The sequence below is a fragment of the Mycobacterium neumannii genome, assembly GCF_048452905.1.
GTDB lineage: Bacteria > Actinomycetota > Actinomycetes > Mycobacteriales > Mycobacteriaceae > Mycobacterium > Mycobacterium neumannii_B.
Window position 1 is genome coordinate 1,232,632 of record NZ_JBCGVF010000003.1, and the last position, 16,368, is coordinate 1,248,999.

Below are 16,368 nucleotides of genomic sequence, written 5' to 3' on the forward strand. Positions count from 1 at the left end.
ACACTACGCCGCCGCACCCCACCCTGGCTGGGCGGTTCCGCAACCGCAACCCCATTCGATACCGCGTATCCGATACAGCACCAGTTCAACTAGACATCGCCAGGGTCTACGCGTCGTCCCCCCAGCTTTCGGCCATCGTGCCCTCTTCGTAGCTCTCGTCGTCGGTCGAACTCGCAGCTTCCAGCTCACCGTCGTCTTGATCTTGGTACTCGTTGATCGCATCAGTCGAGGTCGTTGTCGCTGATACTTCGAACCATGCATCAATATCCGCCGCGGACCTGTCAAACCATCTAGTCAATGCCTGACGTAGCTCTTTTTGTGCATCCGCTAACCCGCGCTCCTTACGTTTCTTCTCGCTCAATTCGGGATTGGATGTCTTGAGCGCGCGTGACTTTTCACCCGCTACGTACGTCACGTAGGCACTTCTCGCATCGTCACGAAGCTGATGCAGGTTCTCCGCATTGACAAATTGATCAAGCTCATTCACTGCTTGTGGCGACGAAAGGATCTCCAACCAAAAGTACCGAAACTGAACCGCGCGAGGGGTGTCCATGTTTGTCACCATGTTCAGTGGAGACTTCGGAAAGTCGTTGCGGCGCTTAGCAAGGACCAGCCGCCGATCGTAGGTGCCGCCGGTCTTACTTTTCATCCACGAATTGATCCCGGCGGCAATTGCCGAGGCGAGGTCAACTACCTCAACTCCTTCCAGAGAGGCGCGACGAAAGACAGTGGCCAGGGTCAACGCGATGCCCAATTGGCACGCGTGTGTATTGATGGCCTGGTAAAGCTGATTGCACTCATCACGCTTCGCTCTGCTGTCAAGCAACTGCTCAGCGCGCAGATCTTCAAACTCTTTCTGCTTATCGGCAATCAAATCCCAAGCTTTGACCACGTCCGGCTTTTGAGTACCACCCGCCGAGGCACCTGGATCGGCCAACCAATGCGACGCAGAATCTCGCAACGTCCAGTACATGCCCACGCCGCTGAAGAGGGCGTCGTGCGCCAGGGTGGCGATCGCATCGTCGACAAGCCATTTCTGCTTGAGTTCGGTAAGTGCGCGCGCATGGGCGGCCCACGGCTCGATGCTGCTGAGAAGGATGAGTATGGCTTTCCCCCAGGTTGTTTGGTACCGCTCAACGAGACTCTCAACAGCGACTTCCGGAAAGTTCCTGTTCCCGAGATCATTTCGAGCGAATGGCTCGTCACCTTCGATAACTGACGGGAAGAGCGTCTCGACATCGAGTTGCTCACGCATGAACGAGTTGCGTTCTTCTTCAGCTTCACGGCGTCCGATCGTGACATCGACCTTGTTGATGTATTTCCCCGGACCAAAAACCGCCCGTGAAACCATCTCTCTGATCGCGTGTATGTTGGTTAGCGCTGACCACCGGGCAGCCTGTGTCGTTTTCGCTCCTGGGTTGTCATACTCCACGCAATAGAGAGGCAAAAACTCTTCGCCCGACTGGTTGCGCAGTTGCGTTAGCGTGGTACGGCTCAGTATGTTGATGAGTTCGCCGTCGGACAACAAGATAAGGCGAGACTCGCTGGGCCTACGCGCTTCTTTGTTCACGTCAACGAACAGTTTTCGAGCGGCCTTATGTGGTTGTTTACCTTTGCCGAAGAGGTCCGGGAACCATAGCAATGTGACTGGTACCTCGATGTCGGCAATCTGCCCGTCCTTTAGCGCCTCCTCGATCCTCGACTTATAAAAGTACTGGTAGCGCGCACCGGAACTCCCCTGCCAACTCTTACGGATTGTGCGATCTATAGCAAGCAATGCCATAGCGCGATGCTGGCCGTCGATCACCACAGTCCGGCAGAATTCGCCGTTCCACCACACCTGCCCGAGAGCAACGGCGTTTGGTTGGCCAGTTTTGTCGAGTAGGCGTCGGACACGGAAGTACTCACCGGCATCCTGCTGACTCCAAAATCCTGATGGGTCATCAATGGAAGTCGGCGAATCGAAGTCGGGAAACTCTGAGGGTTGCTGGCCGGCGAATGGCAGAGCGACTGCAACGATCGGCGGAAAAAAGGCAGGACCGGTCCAATCGGTATTGATCAAGTACGGTACTAGGCTCACTGCTACACGATGGTCGTCGAGGTCGCGCTGGAGCAATTGGTCAAAGTCCAACTGTTCTGCCGGGATGACTTCCCGAACTGGCACAAGATGCTGCGTGAGTCGGCGCTCTGGATCGGTCGCTTCCTTACCAAGCCGGGCTTTCGTCATTAAGTACGCAACCTTGCCTGCCGGCGTCACGAACTCGCCGATAATGCCCTGCGCAAGGTTTTGGAACGTCGGCGCGCCGCCCAAACTGCTAAGTGTCATCTACTGCCTCCCAAGCACCGGTAGGAAGATTCGCTGCAGGATCCACTCCGCCGCCGCGGCGACATCTCTCGCGGACAGCGTCGTGCCGCTGTCCTCCACTGCCACTTCAGCGAGATCTGCAGGCAATACATAGCATTCGAGGTATTCCAATGGCATACCGGTGCTTGCGAGACGGGCTCCAAAGGAATCGTCCTCTTCCTGGACAGTCATCGTTGATGATCTTCGGCGAAGTGAAGCTCGCGCGTTCTCATAAGCAGCCATGTGTTGGCCGAGCCGAACTCGTAGGTTGGTGGCAACGCCGATATAGAGCGGACTCGCAAACATGGGTGTCGCAGCGCGTAAGAGGCTTATGAGCAGACGACGCACGACCGGCTGATCTGCAAGACCTTCCATTCGAGCCTTGACGTCGCTCGTCGCAGAAAGCGGACTTCCGTCCGCGATTGACGCGCGCTCCAACCTCCCCGACCAGTGCAAGTTGTAGCTTGCTTCACCCTTCAAATGAATGGCAATTGGCTGGTGTACGCGCGCGTAATCAGATATGGCGTTGATGAGGTAGCCGATCGCCGCATCTACGCCATCCCTATCGCTTCGCTCCCAGTCCTGGTTGCCGAGTGCCAGCTGGGCATACCACGCATAGATCCCTGGGGCATCCGGCGCCAAATCAAGATCGAGCGCGCTTAGTCTCATTGGCTTCGGCTGCAAAGCAGCATTGGATTGCGGCACGTTGTCATCATATTGAGCGATGCTAAATAGGAGGAGCATTTGTCGTCGCGAGTACAAACAACCGATGCTCTACTTCGGAAGCCCGCGATTGATGCGAGAGCGACAGAGTATCAGGCGACTGCTGCAGAAGACGGTCTGCAGAGGAGAGGACGGGAGCCGGCGACCGTCTGAACCGGACAGTTAGAAGTTGAGCCCCGACCGCACCAAATCCACACTCTCCGCGACGATCTCCCCCAGATCACCCACGCACCCGCCGCGCCCCCAGTTCTCCACGGCCACAACGAGTGCCGCCGCCAGCACCGCGCCCGCGACCTCGGCCGTCAGCTCGATGTCCGGCACACCCGCATATCGCCTCCGGACGAAGTCGGTGATTACCGCCGCGAACGACGCCTGCACCACCCGCAGGTGACCGGCCACCCGCTCACCGATGATGCTCGCCCGCAGCAGCGCCGCCTGCCGCACCACCTCCAGGTCGTGCGGGAAGCTCGCGACGCTCGCCATCACCGCATCGGACAGCGACTCCGACGCCGGCCGCCGCGCCAGCGCCTCGGCCAGCCACTCCAGGTGCGTCTCGTAGTCCGCGAACAGCACCGCTTCCTTCGTCGGGAAATGCCGGAAGAACGTCCGCTCAGTAACCCCGGCCTCCTCGGCCAACTGCGACACCGTCACATTCGCGAACCCATCCTTTGCGAACCGCGCCAACGCTACCCGCCGCAGAGCGTCCTTCGTTGCCTGACTGCGCTGCTGATGCAGGTTCACGGGCATCGCCATAGTCCCGCGATCGTATCGCACAAATTTGTCAGTACCGCCGCAATTATGTCAGTACTGACATACCCTGCCCGCATGAGTGACTATGACGCGATCGTCGTCGGCGCAGGCCACAACGGGCTGACCGGCGCCGCCCTGCTCCAACGCGCCGGCCTGTGCACCCTGTGCCTCGAGGCCAACACCTACGCCGGCGGCATGGCCGCCACCGTCGAACTCATCGACGGCTTCCGCTACGAAATCGCCGGATCCGTCCAGTTCCCCACCCCCAGCGAGATCACCAAGGACCTCGGCCTTGACACCCTGCCCACCGTCCACGCCGACGTCATGTCGGTCAACATCGGCGAGGCCGGCGAAGAAGCCATGGTGTTCTACCGCGACCCCATACAACTGATGACTCACCTCGCCGACAAGCACGGCACCGACGCCGTCACCGGCATGGCCGAACTCATCGCCTGGAGTCAAGGCCCCGCTCGGGCGCTCGGCCGCTTCGACGTTCGCAAACCGCCCAAGACCATCGACGAGATGTACGCCTGCGCCGCAAACGAATCCGAACGCCGCGCCATCCACGAAACCCTGTTCGGCTCGGCTATGGACGTCATCGACCGTTACCTGCCCGACAGGAAACGCCACGCCGTCATGCGCGGTATGCTCGCCTTCCTCGCCATCAACTCCACCTACCGCGGGCCCTACACCCCCGGCAGCGCAACCTGTCTGGCCTTCGCCCTGGCCGTCCCCGACGAGGGCACCGCGATGATGACCAAACTCGAAGGCGGCATCGGCGCCCTCACCGAGCACCTGCGCGAGATGTTCGAAAGCCGCGGCGGCGAGATCCGCTACCGCACCAAGGTCGAGCGGATCCTCGTCGACAACGTCAAGGTCACCGGCGTCCGCTGCAAGGACGGCCACACCATAACCGCCCCCGTCGTCGTCTCGAACCTCTCCCCCGACACCACCCTTACTGAACTCGTTGACCCCGAGCATGTCTCGACGCAGCTTCGAGAACGACTCCAGGGGCGCGACCACCGCGCCTCCTTCGTCCAGATGCACTTCGCCCTCGACGGCCTGCCCGAGTTCGCCCCGCCGTACGATCTGCTCAACGAGCCCGGTATGCAGCCGTCCGTCGGTATCTTCGGCTCACCGGAAGAGCAACAGCGGCAATGGGAGAACGCCTGCCGCGGCATCGTTCCCGACAACCCGTCGCTGGGCATCCAGATTCCGTCCGTGCACGACCCGAACATGGCCCCGCCCGGCAAGCACGCCGCCAGTGCCTACGCCTACGCGTTCCCCGTCGAAACGCCCCGCGACCAGCACGGGCATTTGAAAAACGAGATGGCGCAACGCGTCATCGACAAGATCACCCGCTATGCGCCGAACTTCAAGGACATCCAGATCCGGCACATCACCTTCGCGCCGTACCACATGAACACGATGTTCGGCGCCCCCGCCGGGGACTTCTGCCACGGGCTGCTGCACCCCGATCTCATGGGCCCGAACCGGCCCGGCCCGAAGGGTTTCCGCGATCTACCGATCGGCATCGACAGGCTCTATCTCGGCGGTGCCGGTTGTCACGGCGGTCCCGGCATCACCTTCATCCCCGGATATAACGCCGCCTACCAAGTGCTCGACGACCTCAGCTGAAACCTCGCCTCAACCTTCCGAGCGGTCAGACAAGCGCGTAGCCGCGGGAGTCACCCGACTAACTGCCACACTGATCCCTGTGGTCCGCACTGGCGCTCGAGCACAGGCTCTGCAGAATCTCATGGCCCGCGCCGGATTCAGTGTGGCCATGGTGCTCCACCTGCCCCTCGGCTCGAAGCTCTCGGCTCCGACGCTCGCGAGCGGGTCGTCGAGTTGTTTGAGTCGCTCGGCGGACAGACACCGATGCCGCGGTTGCGACCCGGGGCATGGGACCTCGCCTTCTCCGGTGGGCTTGTGGTCGAACTCGACGAGGAACTGCACTTCAACCGCTACCGGGCTCGAACGCTCCAACCAAAGTGGGCGACGGCCCTTCCGTGTCGCGACGCCTACCTCGGCCACTGCAATGACTTTGAGAAGAAATGCCTCGCTGCGGGCAGGTGGGGTAAGCGGTGGACTACTCCGTCCTGCGAGTCCCTGTTCGGGCCGTCGAGCCCACCGGGCGTCCTGGACGGGCCTGGCTCGCCTCGCTGGAAGCAACGTGCGCTCTACGATGCGGTCAAAGACATAGCAGTGCTTCAGGCGCAGACTCCCCGGCTCTGCCGGCTCTCGATCTGGGACCGGGTCGGCGAGACGACGATCGGCGACGCACTCGCTGGGGGCGCCATCGACCTTCGCCACTTCGCCGACTTCGTCGCACAGCGGACGATCTAGCCGCGCCTCACCCACCGCGATGCGCGGCTTACTCCGCGTCAGACAGACCGGGTACGCCGTACCGCTATCGTGCCGGTTTCCTTGCCAGCAGCCACGCTTCGCCGTCGCCTTCGCCCGCGGCGATGGCCTCGAGCTGAGCGAACGCCGCAGTCAACTCGCCCGGCTGCACCCGGAAGCGCCCGGCGCCAGCGCCGACCACGCTCAGCGCTGAGATCGCCAGCAGCCCACCGGGTGCCAACCGTTCTGCGATGGACTGATCGAGCCGAGAATCACGGAAGCGGTAACACACGACGACGTCGACAGGCGGGCCCGCCGGCAGGCCATCATCGAGATCGACAACATCGAACCGACACCGCTCCCCCACGCCGGCCTGCGCCGCCAGTTCCCGTGCCTGCTCGATGACTGTCGCCGAGATGTCGAGACCCCAGACGTCGAGCCCGCGACGGGCAAGCCACACGCTGGCGGCCCCGGGCCCGCATGCCAGATCCAGTGCCCGACCGCGGGTTGGGAACTCGGCCTCGAAGGGAGCGAACACCGCAGGAATCTCGGCTGCGGATACATCCGGCGTCGTACGGTTCCGGTATCGCTCTTCCCAGCGGATGCGATCCTGCTCGCTCACATACTTCAGCGTACGTTCGCGTTCCGCCCATCTACCCCGAGACCCGCAGCTCGCCAATGCGGACGTTCAGACACAACCATGGTCTGGCCGCAGAGAGGTGGGGGCACAGCGAGAACGCAACGCGCCCAGCTCTGTTCGCGCGAGGCGACAAGGTCGCTCGACTGACGCCTCCGCGAACGATACCGGTGTCACGAGAGCGACGACCCGTCAATCCACACGAAAGATGCTGGAGTGCTGGACATTGACGGCTTCAACCGCAGCGCGAGTCAGCGGAGGTAGACCTGGCCCTCTTGCGGATATCCGCCGCCGGCCGTGGCGATGTGCACATGGTCGTAGTGGTTGGCGGTGTCTGAACCGCGGTCCGACATGACATTCTTCGAGCCGTTGGGGCGGTAGATGGTCTGGCGCCAGATGGCGTGCTCGAGGCCGAAGCGTTCCGCGTTCGCCATGACGTAGGCCAGGACCTTATCTCCGAGGTCGATCCCCGCCGCCGAGCGAGCACTCGGGATCATCACGTCGATCGCCAACCCGTGCGGATGCCATTTCAAAGAATCGGAGCGCACGCCGCCGATGGTGAGGATCTCGGGGAACTCCGCGCTGACCGCACGCGCCGCCAAGATCGTGTCGACCTGCAGTCCCGTTTCCGGCGCCCTGCCCTGTGGCAGCACGGGCGGGATACTCGGGGCGGGCGGTTGTGCGGCCATCAGGTTCACCGCCGGTGGCGGTGGTTGGGGCGCCGCGGCGACGTCGCAGCACGCAACCGCGTCACGGACCTGCGGATAACTGTCTGCGCCGACCACAAACAACGTGGCGGCGGTAATCACGCCTGCAACGACCGCCAAGCGCGGACGCCGCCGCATCTTGGCGAATGAATGTCGTCCCATCGACGGCGGACGATACCCACCACCCCTATACGCTGACCAATCGCTCACGAGTCTTTCAGCAACCGAAGGCGCCGCCCCTGGTATCGCCGAAGGCTCACGTCACAGACATTTTAGAGGTACACATAGCGGACTGAAGCAAAGTCCGACGGCAGTTTGCTCGTGGTCCAGATCATGTGCCGCACGGCAATGTGACGCAGCCCGAACTGCCGCCCGGACCACATCGAGAACTGCGTTTCGTCCGCCAGCTCAACTGAACGACCGCACGGCGCTGATCAGGGCGTTAGGCTCCGGCGGTGGCCAACTACGTCACCGAGATCGGCCTGTTGATCATCGGGATCTTCCTGCTGTTCCGCGGGCTGCCCGGTGTGTTGCAGCTGCTCGGCGCCCTCGGCTGGCAGCGCGTCCCGGGAACCATGCTCGGCTCGGGTGTCGCCGGCTACCAGACCCAAGCCGGAGCCGGACGCATGGGCGCCAACGTGCAGCGCTCCGTTGTCGCCTACCAATACCAAGTCAACGGCCAGACCTTCGTCGGGCAGCGCGCCGCGTTCGGCACACCCCTCGGATTCGGCATGGGCTTGGGCGGTATCGCCTCCGCACAAGCCTCTCGATACGCACCCGGCCAAACCGTCGACGTCTGGGTTGACCCGAAGAACCCGATGAACTCGGTGCTACGCCGAAGTGCCCCTTCGTCATTGGTGATGACGGCACTCGGCGTCGCCGTGCTGATCGCCGCTGTCATCTCGTTGATGGGCTGACATGCTCGCCAACGACCGCTTCGCACTCAGCCGCCGACGCCTCCTGCAACTGTCCGGCCTGGCAGCCGCTGCCACCGTCGTACCGCCACCCTTCGCAACGGCGGCTCCGCCGAACGCCCCAAACATCTTGTGCCGCAACGCCTGGGGCGCTCAGCCGCCCCATCCCGGCGGCACACCCCATACCCCAGTCCGCATGACGATCCACCACACCGCGGTGACCCTCGGCGACAACGCCAACGCGCCGGCACGCCTGCGCCAGCATCAGCACTATCACCAGGACACCCAGGGCTGGATCGACATCGCCTATCACCTCAGCGTCGACCGCAACGGCAACATCTACGAACTGCGAAAGCCCGAACTCGTCGGGGACACCGCCACGAACTACGACCCGACTGGTCACTTCCTGGTCGTCTGCGAAGGCGACTTCGACAAGGAGGAGATCACCGAGGAGCAGCTCCACGGCGCTGCGCTCGCCTTCGCCTGGGGAGCACAGCGATTCGACATCCCAACCGACACCCTCGCCGGGCACCGCGACGCCAGCCATGACACCTCGTGTCCAGGTGCGAACCTCTACGCCCACGTCGTCGACGGTGATCTCAAGAACCGCGTCGACGTGCTCCTGGCCGCCGGAACGGTGGACCTCCACACCATCTGCGGGCCCGAGGCCTCACACGCCGTCGCGGACATCGAGTCCGGCCTGCGCTGACGTCAGGCTCGCTCTAACAGCGAATCACCGGGACGTCGGCGTTACACGTGTGACGCATGAGGTACGGCTGTCGTCACACACCGTATCGGCCGCCTCCAGCAAACTAATGATAGGGAAATCCCTGATTCCTCCGCTGGGGTCTCGGCCTACCGTTTACCTCAGAGGAACCTGAAACGGCCTGTTCGTCGAAGGTTCCGCAATCAAGTACAAGTGAACAGACAAGCGGTGCTCGCCTAAGAAGCGGTGCCGGTACTCGCCGCAGCAACGTCCGATGCGACCGTCTCAACGTGTCGTGCCGAGCACGGGCACAGCCCGACCAGACGTCGCACCGCGACGCGTAGGCGGTCCGGGCACGCCTCGTTTGAAGCCAACGCATCGCCGCACGAACCCGTACCACTGAGAAGTAAAGCCATGAAGAAACTAACCGCCGGCCTCACGCTGGCACTCACACTGAGCATCGGCGCCACCATCGGAACCGCTGCCCCGGCATCCGCCGACGAGTTGAGCTACCTGACCGCCATCTCCCGACTCGGCATTGCACCCACGGATGGCAACTATGTCACCCTGCTGCGTTGGGGCTACGCCGTCTGCGCGGACAAGTCCATGTGGGTCCCCCTGGACACCACCGTCGAGAACCTTGTCTGGAATCCGCAGAACAACATCACTTACACGCAGGCCCAGGGGATGGCCATCGCCGCCAACACTTTCCTCTGCTAACCGCGTACTCAAAGGACACCACCATGGTTTATCCCAACCCGTACTACGACCATCAGCAGCCGACCATCCCGTGGCCCGATGGCTACGACGATTCAGAACCGAAGCGGCACAATGGGAGTCCCATCGCCGCTGCCTCAGTTTCCGGAGGCATCGCAGTTCTCGTGCTGGCGGTCGGCGTCCTGGTCGGTCTGCAGCTCAGCGGATCCGAGCCCACCGACGCCGACTCAGCGAGTCCTTCCCCGACCGTCGTCGCGAGCGCCCCAAACACGCCGGCACCCACGATGCCGCAAGAGCCGGCCGGGCGGCGGGCACCTACCGACCCCACGCGCCTGGACCGGTCGACTTACGAATCGCTGACCGCGCGCGAGTTCGCCCTCATGGCCAAGGATCCCCACGCGTGGGCCGGTCAGAAGATCGTCGTCTACGGCGTGATCACGCAGTTCGACTCCGCAACGGGCGCAACATCGTTCCGCGCGGACACCGGGCCAGCGCCCGTGACGAACGCATACGACTACGACCAGAACACGTTCGTCACCGCTCATGACGCGGACATGGTCGCCAACTTCGTCCAGAAGGACAGGGTGACACTGTACGTCGAGGTACAGGGAGCGATGACCTACGAGACCCAGATCGGCGGGTCGACGACCGTGCCGTCGCTGATGGCCAACATCATCGAAAGCACCAGCCGCCCCGCAGCGCGCCCCGCACCCATCCCGGCGCCACTGCCCGACGCCGAGACCTCAAGCGGAAACCAACTGCGCTCGATCGTCGCGAGCGATAAGCCAATGGTGCTGGCGACCATGACCGATACCTGGGTGCCGCAATTGAGTTCCAAGCGGCTCGGTTTGGTCGCCGAAGGACGCACGTGGACCCACGCGGCGATCCTGGCCGAGCACCAGCGGCTCCGCCAGACCTATCCCGGTGCTCGGCTGCTGTGGTCAGGTGACTGGTCGACGTTCTCGCATTCCAATTTCTGGGTGACGATCGCCGGGCCCACATATCCGACCGCCGAGGGCGCCTTGGCATGGTGCAGAAACAACCAATTCGACCGCGACCACTGCTTCGCGAAATTGGTCAGCACCACTCACGCGGTCGAGGGCAGCACCGACTACAACTAATGGGCCGCCATCGCAGCTGCCTCGATAGCGTCGCCCGAGGATAAGATCCCGCTGTGGTGCTGTGTCATCGAGGCGGGTCAGCTCGAGCGGTCGTCGTTCTGGCGGCTGCCGTGCTGCTCGTCCAGTGCGCCTCCCCACCGCCGGCCGAGTCCACGCCGCCATCGGCTACGACCACGACGACGCAGACCACCGCGGCGGCCCCTCCCCCGCCGACGACTACCCCGCCACCACCCCGTGTCCTACCGGTCACCGCGGCTGAACTCGGCGAAAGTTGGCGCCCCGGTTGCCCTCTCGGCCCGGAGCGACTGCGGCGCGTCGAAATCGACCATCTTGGAATGGACCTGCAGACGCATCGCGGAGAGTTGGTCGTGCACGAAGACCTCGTACCCGAGGTCATCGAGATCTTCGAAGAACTCCGTGAAGCACGCTATCCGATCGAAAAGATGCGCACACCCGACCATTACCCGGGCGCCGAAGACGAACTGTCCATGCGCGACAACAACACCTCAGCGTTCAACTGCCGCGACATCCCCGGGTCCGGCAACTGGTCCCACCACGCCTACGGCCGGGCCATCGACATCAATCCCCTCATCAACCCGTACATCGACAATGCGGGTGACCTCCAGCCCGCCAACGCCGCACCGTATCTCGATCGCACCCGCATCGACCCGGGCCTACTGCACGCCGGCGATCCTGCGGTCCGGATCTTCACTGACCGGGGCTGGACGTGGGGCGGCGATTGGCAGAACCCGAAGGACTACCAGCACTTCGAAAAGCCTGAATAAGTTCCGCCCGAGAAGAACTCAAGTTTCTCATTCGCGATACATCCCGTACCGGATAGTTACCCGGCTCCGGCCGATGTTGCGTAGCGCCTTGCGCTATTGCCCACGCCGTCTTCCCACTCTCACTTTACGACAGGGGGTGGGGCTTGCGGCAAGGCTCCTGACGTGCTGCACAATCGTCCGGCCATCGCCGCAACGGATGAAGGAGCAGTGTGTCGAACCCGCCTAAGCCATTCGAAGTCCACGAGTCTGGCGCTTACCTCCACGGCACCAAAGCGGACCTCGCCGTGGGCGATCTGCTGGTGCCGGGGCGTCCGTCGAACTTCGAAGATGGGCGCATCTCCAACCACGTCTACATAACGCAGACCTTGGACGCCGCCACCTGGGGCGCCGAGCTGGCGGCCGGTGAGGGACGCGGCCGCATCTACATCGTCGAACCCCTTGGCGCCGTGGAGGACGATCCGAACGTCACGGACAAGAAGCTGCCCGGCAATCCGACGCGCTCCTACCGAACACGCGAGCCGGTGAAGATCGTCGGCGAGATCACCGACTGGGTCGGGCATTCACCCGAGCAGCTTCAAGCCATGCTCGACGGCTTGGAAGACCTCCGGCGCCGGGGCCTTGCCATCATCTACGACTGAGCCAGAAAGCTACTTCTTGAAGGCGTCCTTGATCTTCTCGCCGGCATCCTTGAAGTTGGATTTCGCTTGATCGCTGCGGCCCTCGTCGCGGGTCCGCGCGTCGCCGGTCATGTTGCCGACCGCTTCCTTCGCCTTACCGGCGAGGTTGTCCACCTTGTTCCGTGCTTTATCCGCTGCGCTCACGCTTCCTCCTCGAAGTCGACTGCCGCTCGGTTACCTCGGCAGCCGCAAATGGAAACCTCACATGCGGGAGTACCGGGCCAACGCGAAGCTGTAAAGCCCGTAGGCCGCGAAACCGGTTGCCGCAGCGATCAAGATCGCCTCCCCGTAGTGTGCGCGTCCGAGTGCCTTGACCGCACCGTCGAGGCCCGTCGACTTGGCCGGATCGCTCACGTAGGTCGCGACGACGACCGACAGGCCGGCCGCGAAAAGCACCAGACCCTCGGCGACATGGCCGCAGATGCCCAGCACCGTGACCAGCCGGCCACCCGGGACGGTGAGGTCTTTGAGGAACTTGCGCGTCGCGCCCTTGTGGACGAAGTATGCGCCGATCACCGCGATCGCGAGCCCCGCGAGCACCAGGACCGCCTTGCCGCCGTCGGACTGCATCAACCTCGCGCTCAAGCCGGAGGTCTGCTCACTACCCCGCATCCGTGCACCCAGCGCGAACTGGATCGCGGTGAAGGCCACCGCGCAGTACACCAACCCCAGCCCAAAAGCCCTGAGCCGGTTCATGAGTGGCGAATCGCGTTTGTGCGCCTCGGTGCTTTCACCGGGATGCAGCCCCAACACCGTTTCGGCGAACCGCCACATCGCCAGCGCGATCAGCCCGGCGGCGACGATCCACAGCGAAAAGGTTCCGCCGCCCTCCGTGGCCAGCGTCCTCAGCGCACCGGACTGATCGGCTTCGCCGCCGAGGCCCATCGCGATCCGCAGGATCGTGTAGGCCACGAGCAGGTGCAAAGTCCCGCTGACCGGATATCCCGCACGGGCGCAGAACTGGACCACTCGGCTTCCGGTGGCATCGTTGACCGCGCCCTTGAAGCTCATGTTGTCACCGGACCACCTGACACCCGGCTCTATTACCCCAGCCGTTTTCCGGCGAAACGGCCGATGACCGCCCCCGGCGCTGCCCCGCCGGGGTAACCTCCCCACGCCAGAGGGAGGTGTCACATGCGATTGCGGTCCAGTGGTGTACCGGTGTTGGCGGCGGCAGCACTCGTCTCGGGTTGCGGACTGGTCGGATCGACTCCATCCGAAGAGCCCGATCAATCCGGACGGATCGTCATCGACGGCAACGGCGTGGACACCCAGACCGTCGAGTGCACGCAGATTCAATGGTCGATGCAGATCGCCGCGAAGGCGAAAACAGGCAGCGCGCAGGTGTACCTGGAGCTCGGCGGCGCGAAGCCGGTCGTGCGGACCGTCAACATCGAGAACGTCAACGAGATCAACGGGGTTTTCGGGGGCGAGGCGGGTAAAGCCGAGGCCACCACCAAGGGCAACGTCTACACCATCACCGGCACCGTCGTCGGCGCCGACGGGCGCAATCCCGGCCAGTCCCGCACGATGCCGTTCGAGATCAAAGCGCCCTGCTGAGTCGGCGGCGGTAAATCCCCGCGGAACGACGGACTGCTCCTAGGTTGGGGGTCATGTCCCTCATCGACCTGGCGCTGCTGCCACTGCGGATCGGACGCCGTGCGGCAGACACTGTGCTCAAAGCCGTCACCCCCGAAGCGCGTAGCCCGCAATCGGAACTCGTCGTCATCGGCGGGATGCCCGAAGGCGTGCCCGCCGCGGCATTGCGTCCCGAACCCGAGCTCCCCGCGCCAGAAAGCTGGCCGTTCGGCGAAGACTTCCCCCGCACCTGCGGAACTGGCCGCTACGCCGGCGGCGCGTTCTTCTGGACCGATTTCCTCTATGACGACCACGGCGCCACCGGCCTGCTCGTCGACATCCCGACCGGCGGCCTGGTGCCCCCGCGCGGCACCTACGTCTACCCCGACGGGCCCGCCGCCCGCAACGGCGCCGACATCTTCCGCGTCGCGATCGGCCTCACCGACACCCACACATGGTGGCGCGTCGACTGGAACACCCTGATCGATGCGTCAATCCCGATCGCGCTGTTCACTTTTGACACCGGAGCCGCTCCGGCGGCGACATCAGACACCGACCGCACCGCGGCGCCGACCAACGACTGGCCCGCCGGGGCGGGCGTCACTTCGGCTGGCATCGACACCGCCCTGCTCATCTCCGCCTCGGGCGCGCGGCTGATCGACCTCACCAAGGAGTCGTCGACGCTCGTCGAGCACGAGGTCGATATGCTGTCCCGGTCCTTCCTCGCCAAAGTGCCCCGCGCGCTCGCCGAACCGGAAGGCACCTGGACGGTTCGGCTGGCCGCCGGCTTGGCCAACGACGCGGGCGACGGCTTCGCCGACGTGCCCGTCGGTCGCGGCGCGCGGCCCGGCCAGCCGAACGTTTACAACGTCGCCTTCCGCACCCACCAGCAGGAGAAGGCGCACCTGAACTTCTGGTCGGACCAGGCCCAAGCCGCAGCACTCAGCGACGGCGACGTGACCGGGTTCTCGGTTCCGCTCGCCTGGGACCAGCTCGCCGATCGCGCCACCACCGAAGAACCGATCGTGCGCGGCACCTCCACCCGCTGGTACGTCTCCTCGATCGAGCTGGGCCAGGGCGTCGCCAAGACGAATATCTTGAGCACCGATCCCCAGTTCCTCGGCCGCGTGCAGCCCTACTCGGTGTGCCTGCCCTCGACGTACACGCCCGGCCGACAGCTGCCGTTGACGCTGCTGCTGCACTCACTTGCGTTGGGGCAGAATCAGTTCGCCGCGATCGACCCGCGTCTGTTGCACCAGGTCTGCGAGGACCGCGAATCGGTGGTGGTGACGCCGCTGGCCCGCGGTCCGTCGTGCTGGTACTTCGACGAAGGCGAACTCGACGTGTGGGAGGTGTGGGCCCGGGTAGCCGAACAGCTCGGCACCGATCCCAACCGCACCGTCGTCTCCGGCTACTCCATGGGCGGTTACGCGGCCTACAAACTGGGACTGACATACCCGGAGGTGTTCGCCCAGGCCGTCGTGCTGGCCGGACCGCCCGTCTGCGGGGTGCGGCTGCTGCCCGACGTCGACGTCCCCGGTGACCTCGACTTCAATTCGCACTGCGCCCGCGAAGGCGATACCTGGGAACTGCTGCCCAACGGGCGATGGCTGCCGTTCGTCATCGCCCACGGCGTGCTCGACCAGTTCGTGCCGATCACGTCGGTGCTCTCCCAGGTGCTCGAACTCGACCGGCTGGGCTACCGCTACCGGTTCACCGTCTACCCGTTCGAGGATCACGTGACGTGGGTGCTCGAAGACGAGTTCGACGATCCGATCGCCCACATGGGCACCGGGCTCCGCCAGCCCGACCCCGGTCACATCACCTACTCGTGGTACCCGGAGCTGGTGCGGCCCGATCTCGGCCTTGGCCCGCAGCAAGTTTGGTGGTTGTCGAAGCTGACGGCCGGTCCCGACCTGGCCGGCAGGCGTGGCGCCGTCGCGACCGTCGACGCGCGGTCGTATGCGCGCCCTGACCCGACCCGCACGATCCGCCGCCGGCGCGGCGTCGAACCCGACCTCGATCTGTCCCCCGGCCTGTACACCGAACTGCTGTGGCGCACAGGTTCGGCCGTCGAGCCCATGCCGTTCCTGACGTTGAAACTGACCGGCGTTGCGGGCATCACCGTCGACGTCGCCCGGGCCGGGCTCGCGTCGCTGGACACGTCGAGCATCGATATCTCCACCGACACCGAGACGCGCGTCGAACTCGCCGCGTTACCGCCCGATGTGGCGGTTCTGCTCGACGGCGAACCCGCCGGTGCGGACGTTCGGGTGCCCGTCGGGCGGCACACCATCGCCCTGACCGCGGCGACCGTGCCTTCGAAAGAGGTGATGGCGGCGTTGCTGCGCCGGTAACATCCC

General features: G+C 64.2%; 17 protein-coding genes. 10 read left to right on the forward strand and 7 right to left on the reverse strand.

Features of this window, described 5'->3' with window-relative positions; translation table 11 throughout:
• Positions 1-106: 106 nt before the first annotated feature.
• The 3 genes from AAHH99_RS12310 to AAHH99_RS12320 form a co-directional block, all read right to left on the reverse strand.
• A complete protein-coding gene (locus AAHH99_RS12310; protein WP_418768858.1) occupies positions 107-2,326 on the reverse strand; it encodes a hypothetical protein in 2,220 nt (739 codons plus the stop codon).
• A complete protein-coding gene (locus AAHH99_RS12315; RefSeq protein WP_418768859.1) occupies positions 2,327-3,049 on the reverse strand; it encodes a hypothetical protein in 723 nt (240 codons plus the stop codon).
• Positions 3,050-3,229: 180 nt separating this feature from the next.
• On the reverse strand, positions 3,230-3,820 hold the full coding sequence (locus AAHH99_RS12320; RefSeq protein WP_418768860.1) for a TetR/AcrR family transcriptional regulator: 591 nt from the start codon (positions 3,818-3,820) through the stop codon (positions 3,230-3,232).
• A gap of 72 nt (positions 3,821-3,892) precedes the next feature.
• Between AAHH99_RS12320 and AAHH99_RS12325 the strand changes: the two genes are divergently transcribed.
• Both AAHH99_RS12325 and AAHH99_RS12330 read left to right on the forward strand, forming a co-directional pair.
• Positions 3,893-5,455 (forward strand): phytoene desaturase family protein, encoded by a 1,563-nt coding sequence (locus AAHH99_RS12325; RefSeq protein ID WP_418768861.1) that lies wholly within the window; start codon positions 3,893-3,895, stop codon positions 5,453-5,455.
• Positions 5,456-5,668: 213 nt separating this feature from the next.
• Positions 5,669-6,166 carry a DUF7255 family protein gene (locus AAHH99_RS12330; protein WP_418768862.1) on the forward strand — a complete coding sequence of 166 codons (498 nt, stop codon included), beginning with the start codon at positions 5,669-5,671 and terminating at the stop codon, positions 6,164-6,166.
• A 64-nt stretch (positions 6,167-6,230) separates the two neighbouring features.
• Here AAHH99_RS12330 and AAHH99_RS12335 read toward each other — a convergent pair whose 3' ends face one another.
• Positions 6,231-6,785 carry a class I SAM-dependent methyltransferase gene (locus AAHH99_RS12335; protein ID WP_418768863.1) on the reverse strand — a complete coding sequence of 185 codons (555 nt, stop codon included), beginning with the start codon at positions 6,783-6,785 and terminating at the stop codon, positions 6,231-6,233.
• A gap of 266 nt (positions 6,786-7,051) precedes the next feature.
• Positions 7,052-7,669, reverse strand: a complete 618-nt coding sequence (locus tag AAHH99_RS12340; RefSeq protein WP_418768864.1) for a hypothetical protein — start codon at positions 7,667-7,669, stop codon at positions 7,052-7,054.
• Positions 7,670-7,962: 293 nt separating this feature from the next.
• Between AAHH99_RS12340 and AAHH99_RS12345 the strand changes: the two genes are divergently transcribed.
• From AAHH99_RS12345 to arr, 6 genes are all read left to right on the forward strand, one after another.
• Positions 7,963-8,424: a DUF3592 domain-containing protein gene (locus AAHH99_RS12345; protein ID WP_064400390.1), complete on the forward strand. Its 462-nt coding sequence runs from the start codon at positions 7,963-7,965 to the stop codon at positions 8,422-8,424.
• A 193-nt stretch (positions 8,425-8,617) separates the two neighbouring features.
• Entirely contained in the window at positions 8,618-9,130 is a 513-nt protein-coding gene (locus AAHH99_RS12350; RefSeq protein WP_418768865.1) for a peptidoglycan recognition family protein, read from the forward strand.
• Positions 9,131-9,541: 411 nt separating this feature from the next.
• Entirely contained in the window at positions 9,542-9,847 is a 306-nt protein-coding gene (locus AAHH99_RS12355) for a DUF732 domain-containing protein (RefSeq protein WP_418768866.1), read from the forward strand.
• Between the two features lie 23 nt (positions 9,848-9,870).
• Positions 9,871-10,965, forward strand: coding sequence for a hypothetical protein (locus AAHH99_RS12360; protein ID WP_418768867.1), 1,095 nt, complete (start codon positions 9,871-9,873; stop codon positions 10,963-10,965).
• A 59-nt stretch (positions 10,966-11,024) separates the two neighbouring features.
• Positions 11,025-11,750, forward strand: coding sequence for a M15 family metallopeptidase (locus tag AAHH99_RS12365; RefSeq protein ID WP_418769610.1), 726 nt, complete (start codon positions 11,025-11,027; stop codon positions 11,748-11,750).
• Positions 11,751-11,959: 209 nt separating this feature from the next.
• On the forward strand, positions 11,960-12,388 hold the full coding sequence (gene arr, locus AAHH99_RS12370; RefSeq protein WP_418768868.1) for an NAD(+)--rifampin ADP-ribosyltransferase: 429 nt from the start codon (positions 11,960-11,962) through the stop codon (positions 12,386-12,388).
• A 9-nt stretch (positions 12,389-12,397) separates the two neighbouring features.
• On the opposite strand, the gene AAHH99_RS12375 is transcribed toward arr, so the two are convergent.
• A complete protein-coding gene (locus tag AAHH99_RS12375; RefSeq protein ID WP_064427164.1) occupies positions 12,398-12,571 on the reverse strand; it encodes a CsbD family protein in 174 nt (57 codons plus the stop codon).
• Positions 12,572-12,628: 57 nt separating this feature from the next.
• Entirely contained in the window at positions 12,629-13,438 is an 810-nt protein-coding gene (locus tag AAHH99_RS12380) for a DUF1206 domain-containing protein (protein ID WP_418768869.1), read from the reverse strand.
• 123 nt (positions 13,439-13,561) lie between these two features.
• Between AAHH99_RS12380 and AAHH99_RS12385 the strand changes: the two genes are divergently transcribed.
• Together AAHH99_RS12385 and AAHH99_RS12390 are read left to right on the forward strand one after the other, a co-directional pair.
• The gene (locus AAHH99_RS12385; protein ID WP_418768870.1) at positions 13,562-13,987 is read left to right on the forward strand and encodes a lipoprotein LpqH; all 426 of its coding nucleotides are present in this window, start codon (positions 13,562-13,564) and stop codon (positions 13,985-13,987) included.
• A gap of 53 nt (positions 13,988-14,040) precedes the next feature.
• Positions 14,041-16,362 (forward strand): alpha/beta hydrolase-fold protein, encoded by a 2,322-nt coding sequence (locus tag AAHH99_RS12390; RefSeq protein WP_418768871.1) that lies wholly within the window; start codon positions 14,041-14,043, stop codon positions 16,360-16,362.
• Positions 16,363-16,368: the final 6 nt, after the last annotated feature.

Bases quoted from the DNA above. Each gene is read 5' to 3' on its own strand.
- AAHH99_RS12355 (WP_418768866.1), top strand. From the start codon at position 9,542: ATGAAGAAACTAACCGCCGGCCTCACGCTGGCACTCACACTGAGCATC.
- AAHH99_RS12340 (WP_418768864.1), bottom strand. From the start codon at position 7,669: ATGGGACGACATTCATTCGCCAAGATGCGGCGGCGTCCGCGCTTGGCG.
- AAHH99_RS12325 (WP_418768861.1), top strand. From the start codon at position 3,893: ATGAGTGACTATGACGCGATCGTCGTCGGCGCAGGCCACAACGGGCTG.
- AAHH99_RS12350 (WP_418768865.1), top strand. From the start codon at position 8,618: ATGACGATCCACCACACCGCGGTGACCCTCGGCGACAACGCCAACGCG.
- AAHH99_RS12320 (WP_418768860.1), bottom strand. From the start codon at position 3,820: ATGGCGATGCCCGTGAACCTGCATCAGCAGCGCAGTCAGGCAACGAAG.
- AAHH99_RS12390 (WP_418768871.1), top strand. From the start codon at position 14,041: ATGTCCCTCATCGACCTGGCGCTGCTGCCACTGCGGATCGGACGCCGT.
- AAHH99_RS12380 (WP_418768869.1), bottom strand. From the start codon at position 13,438: ATGAGCTTCAAGGGCGCGGTCAACGATGCCACCGGAAGCCGAGTGGTC.
- AAHH99_RS12360 (WP_418768867.1), top strand. From the start codon at position 9,871: ATGGTTTATCCCAACCCGTACTACGACCATCAGCAGCCGACCATCCCG.
- AAHH99_RS12310 (WP_418768858.1), bottom strand. From the start codon at position 2,326: ATGACACTTAGCAGTTTGGGCGGCGCGCCGACGTTCCAAAACCTTGCG.
- AAHH99_RS12385 (WP_418768870.1), top strand. From the start codon at position 13,562: ATGCGATTGCGGTCCAGTGGTGTACCGGTGTTGGCGGCGGCAGCACTC.